The following is a 15,639-nucleotide window of genomic DNA, read 5'->3' as shown; positions in this document are numbered from 1 at the left end:
GTGTTAGGTTATATTTGGATCTGGCACTTGTAAATCGCGACATATCTTTCTAGCAAGTAAGTTGTTAATCTCACGATGGCGTGGAATAGACGTTGATCTCTGTGCAGCCCGATTGACATAAATAGTATGGCTACCACCTTCTCTTAAGAACTCACAACCATTGGCTTCAAGATGACGAACTAAGTCTACACGCTTCATGCAACTGATAAAAAAATAGGTTCACGAATAACGTCCTGATCTTGAAGTAGTTCCTCTGTTAAAAAGCGGTTAGCTTCAAGTACCAACTCAATAGCTTCCTCCAGATTAACTCTTGCTTCATCAAGAGTATCAGCTTGAGTATTTGCTCCAGGCAGTTCTTCGACAAAACCTATGTAGCCTTCAGAGACTTTCTTGAACACTTTAGTTAATTTAAAATTCATGGTTAGACATTATATATGTTTTCAACAAGTATATCACCAAAATTGGGGCAAAAATTGCAGCAAAACGGCTATTTACAGATCGCACTTTATCAATTCAACCTATGAGCGATTCCTGCGGAGCGCTTCGCTATCGCACTTTATCAATTCAACCTATGAGCGATTCCTGCGGAGTGCTTCGCTATCGCACTTTCTGCACTAATCGCACAAATCACTGAAGAATCGAAAACATAAAATTATGATGGTAAAATTTTAAATCCTGCTTGACGAAAATGATTATCTAAGGTCAAGGCTGTAGAAATTTTTCGGTCTTGCATGACAATGAAGGATAAACAATCTGTCAAAGAGTAAGACTTATCCTGATATTTTTGAAAATATTCCCATCCTTGGTTGAATAAAACCTGATCTATCTCGACTAATTCTATGTCTGGACTCTCTAGTAACTGATTGCCAATTTCAACAGCTTTATGATGAAGATTTCGGCTATTTAAAAAAGTGACTATTTCATCGAAAACATAAGTTGTCGTGACTAAGAATGGTTTTGAAATCGCTAAATTAGACCAGTTTTGTATTACTTGGTGATGAGCATATTCATTTTTTATCTCCAAAGCTAGAATATAGCTTGTATCTAAAAAAAATATGTTTTTCATTTGTTATACAAATAATGATCATGATTAACCGCTCCATCTTGTACATCACATTCTACAGGATTTTTGCCTAAGTCCCAGATTGATGATGACTTTTTGATCCGAGTAATTATCAGCTTTTCGTGGTCTGTAATAATTTCAAATTCTTGAGCTTCCCCTAATAGTTCTTTAGGGATAAATAAGCCTTGATCAGTTGCTTTTAACCTCATGTTTAATTACCTAGTTGATTTTGTAGATATATGATAATTTTAGCGTGTTATTGGGTTTTTCGCACTTTATCAATCTAATCTACGAGCGATTCCTACGGAGCGCTTCGCTATCGCACTTTATCAATCTAACCTATAAGCGATTCCTACGGAGCGCTTCGCTATCGCACTTTATCAATCCAATCTACGAGCGATTCCTAGGTCGCGCTTCGCTATCGCACTTTATCAATCTAACCTATGAGCGATTCCTAGGTCGCGCTTCGCTATCGCACTTGGTCAATCTAACCTACGAGCGATTCCTAGGTCGCGCTTCGCTATCGCACTTTATCAATTTAACCTGGAAGCGCTCGCTCGCACTTAACCTCAACAGGCGAACTGACAAGTCAGTCTAAATTTGATCAAGCAGTTGATCGTATTCTGCATGAGAACCAACCCAAAACCAGATTACAGTATCTTCTTCTAATTGACCGACGGCTCGATAGTCTTTATTGATGCGTGCGGAATAAATGGGCAGTTTTGGATGAACTTTCTTAAATCGCAAGCTTGGGTAGTTTGAATCTTGCCTGAATTGCCTATAAGCTTTACGAGTCCGCCCTTGAATCGGCTCTGGGAGATCAGAAAACATTTTACGAAACTGGGTGGTGGTACGAGATTTCACAATGTTTCTGGGTCTAATTCTTGAGTTTTACCTGCTCGGTACTCTGCCATGGCTTCGGCTGACAGTTTCGCCAATAAATCTGGGGAATGAGCAAATGAATCATCCCATCGCTGATCATCTTCGAGTTCTTCCAGAATTAGGGTTGCGATCGCATCTTGCTTGTCAGTAGGTAAGATTTTTAATCGGGCGATCACCTGTTCAAGTCGTTCAGTCATATTGGAATCCACTTTTCTTTCATGACACATACCTCAATTATCGCTTATCTAATCAAGATCGCAAGGCATAAAATAGCGATTCCTAGGTCGCGCTTCGCTATCGCACTTTATCAATCCAAACTACAAGCGATTCCTGCGGAGCGCTTCGCTATCGCAATTGTTCAATCCAACCTACGAGCGATTCCTGCGGAGCGCTTCGCTATCGCACTTAGTCAAGGTGTAAATGGCAACCTGACAAAAGCCCTTTGGGAATCTAAGAAACGGTCTTTGCGGTTGATACCAAAACAGTGTTAGCCATTACCATCTATTTAGACGCGGAGATTAAAATTAAGTATTTATAGTTCCGTCACTGTCCACTGTAACCCTTGCATCTGGTTAGACTCAACGACTTTTGGATGCGGATCAATTGGTTTGATTAGACTTCTCAATTTAAGCTGTACCTTTGAAGGGTCAATAACACGTGGAAATAACTTTGAAGTTTTTACTGGTTGCTCAAGATGCAAAACAACACGCAACTGTTGCCCTTTCAAAATTTCCCCACCAAAATTACTTTCGGATATGTCTGATGCGTGAATCTTGGCAGGTAACATAGCCGCAAGGGTATACAAGACTTTTTGCACTACTTCATCTGCTAAATCTATGGTTTTAGTCCGAGGATGCTGTCTATAGTCCTTGGCTTCAATTAACCATATCACCTGACTCTCAATTGCGAGAAGATCAACTGCTTTAATTCCAGGCGACATCTTAGAGAACTGGTGACGATAAAAAGCCCATTCATCGTACTTGCAAACTTTCCATGAATCGGGAAAGGTAAATATCAAGCTATCAACCTGGATGTTTATCACACTCAAACCCCACTACTGATAAAGCGATCAGATTGAGCAAGCTCTTCGTCCAGTGTTGTAATATCGCCAATTTCGTCAATTGTATCTCCTTGCTTGACCACAACACCGTCATCTGAAAAGTGCAAACCAAAGAATCGTGAGTTGAGTTCAGTATTTTGCTCATCAGTCATTAATATCTCAAGCTCGCGCAACAGAAATAAACTATGAGTGGCAATAAATACTTGAATCCCTATTTTACTTAGGCTCACAATGCTTTGAGCTACTTGTTTTATCAGAAGTGGATTTAGATTTGCTTCAGGCTCATCCCAAAATAGAAAACCTTTGTCCATTAATACCCCAGTTGCAATTAAACGCGCCAGCATTGCTAATTTACGCTGGCCTTCTGCAATAAGTGGCATCTCAAAGCGACCGCGCTCATTTTTTAAATAAAAACGCCCATTCTTATCTAGCTCGATTGAGCCACCCATTGATGTTTCAAGCGGAGCTAACAATTCTTGAATTCTTTTCTCTTTAGTCCCTCGCTGTAAAGGAGCGCCTAGAAGTATACAAGTGTCTCGCCAAGTTTCTTCAAATTCAAGGTAATGGCCTTCGTAAACGGAAACAAAGTTTGGAAAAATACTCAGCAATTCACGAGTTGGGATATAAGCTGGTGAAGTGTCAAGCCAACCCTTTGGAACTTGCTCTATTAGCACTTCTGTTTTACTATTCGTAGAAAAGCTAAATTCAAAATTGAACTTTTTATCTTCAAACAAGAGTTTAATGTCACATCTCTCACGTCCTTGCTTTCTTCTAGCGAGTCGCCCAAGAGATTCTGGACGAAAAACATTGATAAGCTTGTCTGCTAGACGAGTTTGCATTAAAGCTTTTGTTGGTGTACTACTTGTTGGTTTGCGGCTTTCTTCCCAACTGGTTGCAAGCGCTGAATAAGCAACTTTAAGAAGATGTGTCTTACCCGATCCGTTTTCTCCAACTATTACATTCAGATATTTAGAGAATTGGAGATTTGCACTAGGAAAAACTGTGAAGTTTTTAATATTTAGATTATTTAGCATAGATTATTTCAAGTGTTTACACTAATATTCTGCACTAATCGCACAAATTATATCAGCCGACAAGCGATCACCCTCAACTCAAAACCAAAATATCACAATATCGCACTCTTCTCACACCATTGCACAAATTATTCATTTATGATCAAAATTTAATTCTCCGCTTTTTCAATAATTTTTTAATGGATTTGTCTTTAATTGCAAAATCATATAATTCTTGATTGTATCTATATATTTCATCTATATTGTCTTTTATATCTTGAACAAATAATTGCATTGCATTTTGATTTGGGATGAGATTATCGAAATACAGGTTTGAAATTCCTAGAACATTATTGAAGAGTTCTTGAGAATCAATTTCCATTGTAGGGAAGTCATCTTTAATATTATCACGAAAATAGTCAATAATATTAAATATTCTCACTAACGGATGAGGGTGTGAGAATTGCTTTGTATAAAAATCCTGCTTCTTAAGAGTATATTCTTGCGTTACTTGATTCATTACTCCAAAATAGAATAGATTTTTTGTAATGACTATACTTGCCAAGGCAATGTAAAATAAACACTTAAGTTTTTCGTTATCTTTGTTTTTCAGGTTTGCATACACACTAAATGCGTACTTAATTACTTCATAAGATGCCCAGGGGAAACGCATCTTATCAATAAGGACTATTTAATCTCAATAATGACCCAAAAATTTGCATTAATGTCTACTTATTGACAATAATTTAAACCATCACGATGACTCTGAAAAAATCCATCAAACGATAAATACCGATTCTTTCGTTTATACACAAAAATGGTATTTTGTCAATAAAATTTAGATGCGTTTCCCCTGATAAGATGCCATTCTATCTGCATCAAATTCCCATGAATGTTTCTTTAGGTTAAAATCATTTTTATCTAAGTTTTCTGAATATAAGATATCCTTAGATATTTTAGAGCTATTAAACTGTAAAATATGTTGAAACTCATGAGCAAAGGTATATTCAATTGAGCAATTTAACACGAATTCATTAAATTTAAAGTTTTGGTCTTCATGGAGATCACAATAAGCATCTGAGATAGATTTTTCGTTAATAAAAGCAATACATAGACTGTTTGAAAAAAATTTATCATTAAACTTGTCTTTTATTAAGACAGGGTATCCATTAGTAATTCCTATAATGTTGTGATTTTCAATTATTCCTGCAAAAGCATTGCATTTATAGCTGTTGCTTATGTAGAAAAAGCAATTATCTAGATGAAATACGTCAGCACTCAGTTGATATAATTCTTGAAATTTTTTTTCAAAATATTGATAAGTATCTATCAACTCTGTATCTAGTTCTTGATAATCAAATACTTGAATTATTCCTTTTTCAATGAGAATTTCTTTGATGTCATCCATGTGTTTTTGTGTTTTATTTTGCAATATAATGGTTTATCGCTTCACAATTATATATCTTACGCAATTCTGCGGAATGCTTCAATGGTCAGATGATTGCAACTTAATACCCAAAACCTGAGTATAAGCACCTCTAGCTTGTGTCACCCCAATTGTCCGCTGTGCTGACTCTATCATCGGACGGCGCAAACTCACTACAATAAACTGTGCTTGTTCCGCCTGTTGTTTAATCATTCTCGCTAATCGTTCCACATTTGACCCGTCTAAAAACATATCCACTTCGTCAAAGGCGTAAAATGGAGATGGCCGATAACGTTGTAGGGAGAATATAAAACTTAATGCAGTTAAGGATTTCTCTCCCCCTGACATAGAAGCAAGACGTTGGACAGGTTTACCTTTGGGGTGTGCGACTAGGTTTAAGCCACTGTTAAAAGGATCTTCGGGATTATCTAGTTGTAAATAACCGTCACCATCGGAAAGAATAGCAAAAATTGATTGGAAATTCTCATTTACTGCGTCGAAAGCTTCTTTAAATGCTTTTTGACGGAGGGTGGTAAAGTTTTCAATTCTTAATAATAATTCTGTCCGTTCACCTTCCAAAGTCTCTAATTTTTCGGTAAGTTCTTGAAGACGACCTTGGACTTTATCGAATTCTTCCAAAGCTAACATATTCACAGGTTCCATTGCCTGTAAACGTTTACCTAAACTCCGCAATTCTTTTTGTAAGTCTTCTAAATCAACTTTATTGGGAACTTCTGGGAGGGGACTGGGTAATTCTGCACCTAAATCTCGCAATTGGTTTTGCAGTGCTGTTAAATCTTCCCGGCGTTTTTGTTGAGTTTCTTGCAGTTTCTCAATTTCCCATTGTAATTGTTGTTGACGCAATAAGAGCGATCGCAATTCGGTTTCTGCTGTATCTCGATTTTTCTTTTCTTCCCCTAAATTCTCTTCTAATTTTCGCAAATTAGCCTGAATTGTGGTAATTAAATTATTCAATTCTTCAACTTGACTATTAACTGTTGCTTGTTGCTGTTTTCCTGTCGTTTCTTCTTGTTGATATTGAATAACTCTGGTTTGGGATTCTTCTATTTTTTCTTGTAATCGTTGTTGTTGATTTTCGAGATTTTTTAATTGTTGTTGAACATCTCTTAACGCGGTTTCCCGTTGTTGTAATTCCTGTTCCTGGTTTTTAATAATAGCTTGGATTTGTTGCCATTCGCTGGGAGTTTGGGAAGATTCCAACTCAGCTAAAGTATGTCGCAAATGTTGTAATTGAGTTTCTTGTTCTGGTAATTCCCGATTTAAAACTTCTAACCGGGATTGTGCAGATGTGAATTTTTGGGTATTTTGGGAAAGTTGAGAACGAGTATTTTCTAACTGCGTTGTTAAACTCTTAATCTCTTTCTTTAACTGTTCTAAATATAATTGTTGTTCTCTCCGTCCTTGACGTGCTTCCGTTAATTCTAGAGTTAATGTTTTAGTGCGAGTTCCTAAATTAGAAATTGCTTCTCCACAACGTTCTAAAATCCGGTCAATATCTATTAAGCGAGATTTCAAATTAGCGACTTCCTGAGATTCCCCGGCTTCACCGTTATCAAAGCGTAAAGATGAACGTTGACTACTACTACCCCCAGTCATTGCTCCGCTAGTTTCTAATAATTCCCCTTGTAAGGTGACTATGCGATATAGTCCCATATTTTTCCGAGCTTGGGCAAGAGTCGCAAATACTACCGTTGCACCAAAAACATAGGCAAATACATCATGATAACGGCGATCGCATTCTACCAAATTTACCGCATAATTAACAAAACCATCAGCTAAATGCAGAGTTGCATCTTGGGTAAATCTCGGGACTTTAACCTTATTTAAAGGTAAAAAAGTTGCCCTTCCTGCCCGTTTTTGTTTCAACAGTTCAATTCCCGCCGATGCCACACTATCATCTTCAACGACAATATGCCCTAAACGTCCACCAGCAGCCATTTCCAATGCTAATTGATATTTGGGATCTACCTTACCCAACTGCACCACCAAACCACATAAACCGGGCATTTCCGACTGTAAAATCACCTTACTTGCTTGTGTTCCTTGTATTTCCTGTTGCGCTTGAGTTTGTGCCTCTAACTTATCTAATTGACGTTGTTTATCTCGTTGTTCTTGTAAAAGTCGCTTTTGAGTATCTTGTTGAATTTGTAACTCTTGTTCCGTCGCAGCGAGATTTTCCGCTAAATTTTGAATGGGTTGGGTAGAAGCATTAAATTCCGTTTCCAACCGCACACATTCAACTTGCTTTGCAGTTAATTCCGGTTCTAAAGTTGCAATTAATTGAGATTGTTCAGAAATCAATTCTTGTAATTGAGTATTGCGTTCCTGTAATTGCGCTTGTTCAGTGCGTTGGGGTTCGAGAATATGCAGCAAAGATTCCATTTGCCGATTTAAAGCTGTTTGTTGTTGTACCCAAGCTTCCGAAGCCGAGGCAATTTTCGCAGCAGCTTGACGAGAAGATTCTAAATTTTGTTGAGCGGTGTCACGTTCTGATTGTAGAGACGTTCCATGGAACGTCTCTACATTATGACTTTTTATAGCTTCCTCTAAAGCAAGTTGATATTGTTGAATTTCTTGATAAGTTTGATTTAATCGCTTTGTGGATTCTTGAATAGATGCTTCCAACTCCCGTTGTTGACGTTGGAGTTGTTTCCGTTCCGCTTCTTGGGTAGCGAGATTTGATTGAACAGACAGAAGTTCCTCTTCCCCCAAAGCCTTTACCCGGAGATTGAGTTGATCTAACTCAGTAGTTTTTTGATCAATTTGAGAATTAGTTGTATTTAACTGAGTAGTAAAATCACTGAAATTGCGATCGCCCTCTTGAACTTGTGCAACTAGCTTTTCTTGCTGTGCTTGGAGAGAACGCCAAGATAATACAGATTCCCAAGACTGCTTTTGGATAAATTCAATTTTCAATAATTGATACTTTTCCGCCTTAGCCTTATCTTGAGAAAGGCGATCGCATTGTATACTTAACTCAGTCTGAATAATCCGACAACTATCCTCCTTATCCTTCACCTCATCCAAAGTAGACCTAGCTTGGATAATCTTCCGATCATAAGTCGCCACCCCAGCCAACTCATCAATAATTTCCCGACGTTCCCGCGCATTCATCGAGATAATACTCGTCACATCCCCCTGCAATACTACATTATACCCTTCAGGATAAATCCGTAACTCCTCCAAATCCTCATGTAACTCAGTCAAAGTACAAGCCACACCATTAATATAATAATTAGACGTATACCCCCCCTGCTGAGACACCCGCAACCGCCGAGTAACACTCCACTCAGACGATTTTGGATTTTGGATTTTAGATTTTGGATTTTCCCCTACTTCCCCTACTTCCCCTACCTCCCCCACTTCCCCTACTTCCCCTACCTCCCCTACCTCTCCCACATCCTCCCTCTGTGCCTCCGCACCTCTGCGAGAGACATCTGAAATATCAAAAGTCACAGTTACACTAGCTTCCAGCGCCGAACGCCCCTTATGTTTTTGAGCATTATTCACCAAATCCGGTAAACGTTCCGCCCGCATACCCTTAGAACTAGCCAGTCCCAAGCAAAACAGCAACGCATCAAGAATATTTGATTTTCCAGAACCATTTGGGCCAGATATGACGGTACACCCCGGTAGGAGAGGAACAGCAGTAGTCCCACCGAAGGATTTAAAATTGGTAAGTTCAACGCGCTTGACGTATACCATGAGTCACTGGTTAACTGGAAAAGAGGTTAAGTAAACAAGTGTACCAATTATTTATCCTTTCGTGACTAGGAAAGAGGGGAAATTTGGTAATTGATATGCTGTGGGTTCTGGGTATTTAATTGGTCATACTCTAAATGTATGGCGACAATATATTTTAAACGAACCACAGAGACACAGAGGACACAGAGGGAAATACAAGGGGGTTGTTTACATCTGGTTTAAAATTGCTATATGTTAAGTTGCTCATAGATGTATTTATGGAAATTCAAACGCCAGATTGGGTTAAACACGCGGTTTTCTATCAAATCTTTCCTGATAGATTTGCCAGAAGTCAACGTTCCCGTGACAGTTTCTTAAATAATAGCAATTTGGAAGCCTGGGATGCACCACCTACTCTCCAAGGTTACAAAGGTGGTGATTTATGGGGGGTGCTGGAAGAATTAGACTATATTCAAAGTTTAGGGATTACGGCAATTTACTTTACACCCATTTTTCAATCTGCTAGTAATCATCGTTATCATACCCATGATTATTACCAAGTTGATCCCATGTTGGGGGGAAATCAGGCGTTACGAGAATTACTAGATGCAGCCCATTCACGAAATATCAAAATAGTTCTTGATGGCGTATTTAATCATTCTAGCCGAGGCTTTTTCTTTTTTCATGATGTGTTAGAAAATGGTTCTAATTCTCCTTGGGTAAATTGGTTTAAAATTCAAGACTGGCCGCTTGCACCTTATGATGGACAATTACCTGCTAACTATGATTCTTGGATAGGAATTCGCTCTTTACCAACCTTTAATCATGATCATCCAGATGTAAGAGAATACATCATGAAAATTGCCGAATATTGGTTAGAATTTGGCATTGATGGTTGGCGTTTAGATGTACCCAATGAGATTAAAACTCCTGGTTTTTGGCAAGAATTTCGTCAACGAGTTAAAGCCATTAATCCAGAGGCTTATATTGTCGGTGAAATCTGGTCAGATGCCCGTGAATGGCTCGATGGTACACAGTTTGACGGGGTGATGAATTATTTATTTAATGAAGCTGCCATTGCCTTTGCAGTAGGCGATAAAGTCGTATTAGAACACGTCAAATATCGGGATTGTCCTCCCTATCCTGCCCTAGATGCGACTGAATATGCAGCCAAAATTCACAGTCTTTTAGAACTGTATCCTTGGGAAATTCAACTAACACAATTAAACCTTCTTAGTAGCCATGATACAGCCAGATTAATGAGTATTGCTGACAGTGATCAAGCAAGTGTAGAATTATGTAATCTCTTATTATTCACTTTTCCTGGTGCGCCTAGTATTTACTATGGTGATGAAGTGGGTTTACCTGGAGGAATAGATCCTGATTGTCGCCGTGTTTTCCCTCCTGAATCTGACTGGAATTCCAAAATTTTAAATACTCATAAACAATTAATTGCTATTCGGCAAAATTATCCGGCTTTGCGAATTGGCAAATACCAAGTTCTCTATGCAAAAGAAACAGTTTATGTATTTGCGCGAATTTTAGAAAGTGAAGAATTAATTATTGCTGTGAATATAGGAACTGAAACTATTACAGTCAACCTAGATTGTAGTAGTTTACAAAGTAAACCAAATCAAGTTTTATTTGGGAATGGGGAAATTATCTGGAAAGAGGAAAATGTTTGTTTAATTATTCCTCCCCGTAGTGGTTTGATTTGGGGATAAATGTTAAAATGTCAGTTGGGAATGGTGAGTGATATTTTTTTTGCCGGTGGTGGGTATTCTATATCGTAGGAGTGATGCTGCAATTTGGATAACAGCAATTTTTGAAGTATGGCTAATTTAGGGAATGATTACTTAGTTCAGCGCGGTAAGCAGATTGAGCGAAAGAAAAGAATTGTTACATATATTGGAATGGTTTCATTTGGTGGTTCAATGTTGTTTGGAGGGGTTAATACCATCAAACAGGCTTGGGAAAAACCTAAGCAAGCAGTAGTTCAATCGGCTGAAACTGAGTTGCAAAAACAGATTAAGGGGTATGAGTTAGTTTTGCAGCGTGAACCAAATAATCAAACAGCTTTAGAGAAGTTGTCCATTATGCGGTTAAGGTCGGGGGATAATCAGGGAGGGATTGTCCTAATTGAGAAGTTAATAAAATTACATCCAGATAGACAGGATTATAAAACTGTGCTGGCAGATGTCAAGAAGAAAATGGGAGAGTAAAACTTATATCATAATTGTTTATAATGTAGTTTGATGAGATATAAAACTATATCTCGTCTTAGAGGGTGTTTGAAAAGTCCCTTATGGTGTATCGAATATTTTTAGATCCCCCTAAATCCCCCTTAAAAAGGGGGACTTTGACTCTAGTTCCCCCCTTGCTAAGGGGGGTTAGGGGGGATCTGTAAGTGCCTAAAATCACAACCTAAGACTTTTCAAACACCCTCTTAGCTAACACCAAACATATTCTTCCAAAATGGAAAATTATGGACACCCTGAAACTTGCTCCTTCAACACAGTTACCAGATCATACTCAATTACCCTGTGAAGATGGAAATTTCGTGAAAAATTTTCAAGAACATCCTCAAAGTATTCTGTTAACAGAATCTATCTGGTCAAAATTACAAGCAATTCATCCAGATAAGCAATTTTGCATAGGACAAGATAGCGGTATTTATTGGCGGATTACAGAACCACCAGAACGAGGTGCAGAAGCGCCAGATTGGTTTTATGTTCCTGATGTGCCACCGGCTCTAAATGGTCAAATGCGCCGTTCTTATGTGATGTGGCAAGAATTAGTTGCTCCCCTAATTGTCATTGAATTTGTATCAGGTAATGGTAGAGAAGAAAGGGACGAAACTCCATATCAAGGAAAATTTTGGGTTTATGAAAAAGCGATTAGAGTACCTTTTTACGGTATTTATGAAGAAAAGAAATCATTATTAGAATTATATCATTTAATCGAAGGACAATATCACCTGATGCCACCTAATGCAAGGGGTCATTATGTGATTGAAAAAATGGGTGTTGAATTAGGAATTTGGCAAGGAACATATAAAAATGTCGAGTTACCTTGGTTAAGGTGGTGGGATTTAGCAGGAAATTTCTTGTTAACAGGAGAAGAACAAGCTGAACAAGAAAAACAACGGGCAGAACAGGAAAAACAACGGGCTGAACAGGAAAAACAACGGGCTGATAAATTAGCAGCGAAATTGCGAGAATTAGGCGTTGAATTTGATGATTGAGTAATCTGATATGATGTAAAACCTCTATCCCGCAAGGAACTCAAGTTCCTTGCTAATAGCGAAAGTCATCTAAAGATGACTAAATATTAGAGGATGTTTTAAAAGTTTTTAATGTGTAAACAGACCCCTCTCCAAACCTCTCCCCTACCAGGGGAGAGGCTTTAAAACCCCCATTCCCTTGTAGGGAAGGGGGGGAGGGGGGTTAGGTTTTTGGAGATTATGGGTTTCATATAATACTTTTCAAACAACCTCTTAGAAAAGTTTATTAGTCCGTTTTAACGGACTTGAACTATTAGACTGGGAATTAATTCCCAGGCGGGTTAGAGGATGTTTGAAAAGTTTTGAATGTATAAATTGACCCCTCTCCAAACCTCTCCCCGACGCGGGGAGAGGCTTTGAAAACCCCATTCCCTGGTAGGGAAGGGGGGCAGGGGGGTTAGGTTTTTGGAGATTATGGGTTTCATCTGATACTTTTCAAACAACCTCTTATGGGTTTTACGTTAAGTTGACACCAATGAGCATTGTTGAACCCAGGTTGTTAAAAAATTAATAAAGTTTTGAACAGGTTATTTATTGAGTTTTTAAGTAATTAATAAATTCTGTGACTCCATCATATTGATCATGGTAGTCAATATACTGATTTAACACTTGTACATCTAAATCTGGTAATAATTGACTTTGATTAACCTGATTATATTCACCATTTTCTAAAGCATAGATTTTTAATAATCCATCTTCCCAAACCCAAACTTCAGGAATACCAATTCGTTTATATATTTCTAATATTTTTATATTTCCACTGGTAAAAATTACCTCAATAATTAAATCGGGAATGTCTTTTTTACTATGAAAAATATAGGATTCATCAGGTTCTTTACGTCCAGTTATATTTTTATTTCCTAAAGTGGCACTACCTCTAGCATAAAATCTAACTCTTTTTTCTCTACAGTATGCTTCTAACAATAAACTAATTGTTCTTTTGTAATATTCATGTTCTTGTCCTAAATTCATAATAATTTCTAATTCTTCATCTAAATAAATAAATCTTATCCCCTCAATATCTTGAAAGGTGGTTTCTATTTGCTCAAATTTTTCCCAAGTAATTCCTGTAAGAATTAAATGATTATTTGGTACAATAGCTTTTTGTAATGTAGTTGTCATAGTTTTTATTCCTCAAATACAAATTATGGAAGCGGTGACTGCGGTGAGTATGTAGAGAAGAATCAATTGCGTTTCTAAAATCACTTGGATACTTGTTAATAATTGTATCATAAAATATGGATAGATTATAGCAGGAGTCAAGGGATTGATACTGACATTTTCATGTCAATTGTAAAGATCTGTGAAAATTAACATTACTATATCCAGAAAGTGATAGATTTTTGGAAATTGTGGGTACTCTCTATATATAGGTAGGGGTAATTGAGGGGGTTAGGGGGTTAAGCAAGCGATCGCACTCATGGAAAAACTGGTAAAATTACATCCAGACAGATCAACAACAACTTGATAATATAAAAAAAGAAATTGACATTATGGATAATTCTAACTTATCAGCTTCATCGAAACTAATTTGTATAGATTTAGGATGTGGAACTCATAAAGCTGAAGGTTTTATAGGTGTAGATTTAGTTGCTGCTGATGGTGTAGATGTTATTGCTAATTTGAATGGACATTTTCCATTTCCAGATAATAGTGTTGATTTTATCAAAGCACATGATATTATTGGGCATCTGCCTGATAGAATCCACACAATGAATGAAATCTGGAGAATATTAAAGCCAGATGGAATAGTTGACATTAGTGTACCATCAACTGATGGCAGAGGGGCATTTCAAGATCCTACCCATGTCAGTTTTTGGAATATTAATTCCTTTATGTATTATTGCCAAGAATTTCCTCCTTATTTAGCACTTTGTCAAAGTCATTATGGTTTTAAAGGGGAATTTAGTATTGTTAGCATTGATGAGAAAAATTCGGGAAATCAAGTTATTCAAGTTCATGCTGTATTAAAAGCTATAAAATCAGAAGAAAACAACTATCAACTGAATTTTAAAAATATTAATTTTATCATCTTCCCAGATTGGAGTCAATCTATAGAAGTAATATTTGCACAATTACTAAATGTATGTCAGTCCATTATTGATCACCCTAATAATAGTGATATTGCCTTACTTATTGATATCCAAAATACCAATTTAGAAGATGCGAACTTCTTATTAGCAGATGTTTTACTTAATCTTTGTTATCAAGGAAATATAGAAACTGATGACGATAAATTACCACAATTTAATTTATTCAAAACAAATTCACGAGAAGAATATAAAGGCTTATTGCCAATTTTACACTCTAGAATTATTTTAGAAAGTGAAAACAAAGAATTTATTAATCAAATAGGATTAGAATTACCTTGTTGGACTTTAGAAGAATTGAATAATAAAACTATTGAGATAAACAGAAATAAAATCTCAATATTGCAGCAAGTCGAAAATATTACTAATTTACTTGATCACAATATCATCATTAGGCCAAATTCAGGTAATGATAATCCCCTTTGGCAATACTTTTGTCAAAATCAAGGGAGATTAATCCACAAATGGCATCACTATTTTGATATTTACCACAATCATTTTTCTCGTTTTAGAAAATCACCTGTAAAAATCTTGGAAATTGGTGTATTTCACGGTGGTTCATTACAGATGTGGAAAAATTATTTTGGTGAAGCGGCACATATTTACGGAATTGATATTGACCCAAGATGTCAAGAATTAGAGGAAGATCGCATTAAAATTTTTATTGGTAGTCAGACAGATAGAGATTTTCTGCAATATGTAAGAAATACAATAGGAACAGTTGATATTATTATTGACGATGGTGGTCATACAATGGAACAACAAATATGTTCGTTTGAAGAATTATACCCGGCAGTTCAAGAAAGAGGAATATATTTAGTTGAAGATTTACATACAAGCTACTGGTCAGGATATGGTGGTGGCTATAAAAAAGAATGTACTTTCATTGAGTATGCTAAAAATTTTATTGATCAACTTAATGCTTGGCATTCACAAGATCACGAACTAACACCATCTCATTTAACAAAAACTTGTACTGGACTTCATTTCTATGATAGTGTGTTAGTAATTGAAAAGTATCCAAATCATTATAAACCAAAGACATCAATGACCGGCAAATTTTCCTTTTAATGTGAGTATTGCAAATATTGAGATTACGTTTTTCAAAAGCAAAATT

Annotated in this window: 16 protein-coding genes; 4 read left to right on the top strand and 12 right to left on the bottom strand. The window is 36.9% G+C overall.

Annotated elements, in window-relative coordinates; all coding sequences use genetic code 11:
• Positions 1-3: 3 nt before the first annotated feature.
• From BMF77_RS15585 to smc, 11 genes are all read right to left on the bottom strand, one after another.
• Positions 4-198 carry a type II toxin-antitoxin system HicA family toxin gene (locus tag BMF77_RS15585; protein ID WP_148764012.1) on the bottom strand — a complete coding sequence of 65 codons (195 nt, stop codon included), beginning with the start codon at positions 196-198 and terminating at the stop codon, positions 4-6.
• Complete coding sequence (locus tag BMF77_RS15580) at positions 195-398, bottom strand: type II toxin-antitoxin system HicB family antitoxin (RefSeq protein ID WP_246862935.1); 204 nt, start codon at positions 396-398, stop codon at positions 195-197. Before BMF77_RS15580 ends, BMF77_RS15585 begins: the two co-directional genes overlap by 4 nt.
• A 254-nt stretch (positions 399-652) precedes the next feature.
• Complete coding sequence (locus BMF77_RS15575) at positions 653-1,066, bottom strand: type II toxin-antitoxin system VapC family toxin (protein ID WP_148764010.1); 414 nt, start codon at positions 1,064-1,066, stop codon at positions 653-655.
• Positions 1,063-1,272 (bottom strand): hypothetical protein, encoded by a 210-nt coding sequence (locus tag BMF77_RS15570; RefSeq protein ID WP_148764008.1) that lies wholly within the window; start codon positions 1,270-1,272, stop codon positions 1,063-1,065. The genes BMF77_RS15575 and BMF77_RS15570 overlap by 4 nt, the downstream gene beginning before the upstream one ends.
• 385 nt (positions 1,273-1,657) lie before the next feature.
• Positions 1,658-1,927: a hypothetical protein gene (locus BMF77_RS15565; protein ID WP_148764006.1), complete on the bottom strand. Its 270-nt coding sequence runs from the start codon at positions 1,925-1,927 to the stop codon at positions 1,658-1,660.
• The gene (locus tag BMF77_RS15560; protein WP_148764004.1) at positions 1,924-2,142 is read right to left on the bottom strand and encodes a hypothetical protein; all 219 of its coding nucleotides are present in this window, start codon (positions 2,140-2,142) and stop codon (positions 1,924-1,926) included. The genes BMF77_RS15565 and BMF77_RS15560 overlap by 4 nt, the downstream gene beginning before the upstream one ends.
• Before the next feature lie 335 nt (positions 2,143-2,477).
• On the bottom strand, positions 2,478-2,987 hold the full coding sequence (locus BMF77_RS15555; RefSeq protein ID WP_210422207.1) for a hypothetical protein: 510 nt from the start codon (positions 2,985-2,987) through the stop codon (positions 2,478-2,480).
• Between the two features lie 2 nt (positions 2,988-2,989).
• Positions 2,990-4,039: an ATP/GTP-binding protein gene (locus BMF77_RS15550; protein ID WP_148764002.1), complete on the bottom strand. Its 1,050-nt coding sequence runs from the start codon at positions 4,037-4,039 to the stop codon at positions 2,990-2,992.
• A 142-nt stretch (positions 4,040-4,181) separates the two neighbouring features.
• A complete protein-coding gene (locus BMF77_RS15545; RefSeq protein ID WP_148764000.1) occupies positions 4,182-4,691 on the bottom strand; it encodes a hypothetical protein in 510 nt (169 codons plus the stop codon).
• A gap of 165 nt (positions 4,692-4,856) precedes the next feature.
• Entirely contained in the window at positions 4,857-5,450 is a 594-nt protein-coding gene (locus tag BMF77_RS15540; protein ID WP_148763998.1) for a hypothetical protein, read from the bottom strand.
• A gap of 54 nt (positions 5,451-5,504) precedes the next feature.
• On the bottom strand, positions 5,505-9,170 hold the full coding sequence (smc, locus tag BMF77_RS15535; RefSeq protein ID WP_148763996.1) for a chromosome segregation protein SMC: 3,666 nt from the start codon (positions 9,168-9,170) through the stop codon (positions 5,505-5,507).
• Positions 9,171-9,427: 257 nt separating this feature from the next.
• Between smc and BMF77_RS15530 the strand changes: the two genes are divergently transcribed.
• The 3 genes from BMF77_RS15530 (at position 9,428) to BMF77_RS15520 (ending at position 12,393) form a co-directional block, all read left to right on the top strand.
• Positions 9,428-10,873: a glycoside hydrolase family 13 protein gene (locus BMF77_RS15530; RefSeq protein WP_148763994.1), complete on the top strand. Its 1,446-nt coding sequence runs from the start codon at positions 9,428-9,430 to the stop codon at positions 10,871-10,873.
• Positions 10,874-10,981: 108 nt separating this feature from the next.
• Positions 10,982-11,371 (top strand): M48 family metallopeptidase, encoded by a 390-nt coding sequence (locus tag BMF77_RS15525; RefSeq protein ID WP_148763992.1) that lies wholly within the window; start codon positions 10,982-10,984, stop codon positions 11,369-11,371.
• Positions 11,372-11,634: 263 nt separating this feature from the next.
• A complete protein-coding gene (locus BMF77_RS15520) occupies positions 11,635-12,393 on the top strand; it encodes a Uma2 family endonuclease (RefSeq protein ID WP_148763990.1) in 759 nt (252 codons plus the stop codon).
• 570 nt (positions 12,394-12,963) lie between these two features.
• Here the strand turns inward: BMF77_RS15520 and BMF77_RS15515 are convergent.
• Positions 12,964-13,554 (bottom strand): Uma2 family endonuclease, encoded by a 591-nt coding sequence (locus BMF77_RS15515; protein WP_148763988.1) that lies wholly within the window; start codon positions 13,552-13,554, stop codon positions 12,964-12,966.
• A gap of 371 nt (positions 13,555-13,925) precedes the next feature.
• On the opposite strand from BMF77_RS15515, the gene BMF77_RS27365 reads away from it, so the two are divergent.
• The gene (locus tag BMF77_RS27365) at positions 13,926-15,593 is read left to right on the top strand and encodes a methyltransferase domain-containing protein (protein ID WP_210422206.1); all 1,668 of its coding nucleotides are present in this window, start codon (positions 13,926-13,928) and stop codon (positions 15,591-15,593) included.
• Positions 15,594-15,639 lie beyond the last annotated feature (46 nt).

This window comes from Dolichospermum sp. UHCC 0315A (assembly GCF_008121535.1).
GTDB classification, from domain to species: domain Bacteria; phylum Cyanobacteriota; class Cyanobacteriia; order Cyanobacteriales; family Nostocaceae; genus Dolichospermum; species Dolichospermum lemmermannii.
The sequence above is the reverse complement of the archived record's forward strand: the minus strand, read 5'-3'. Positions and strand labels throughout refer to the sequence as shown.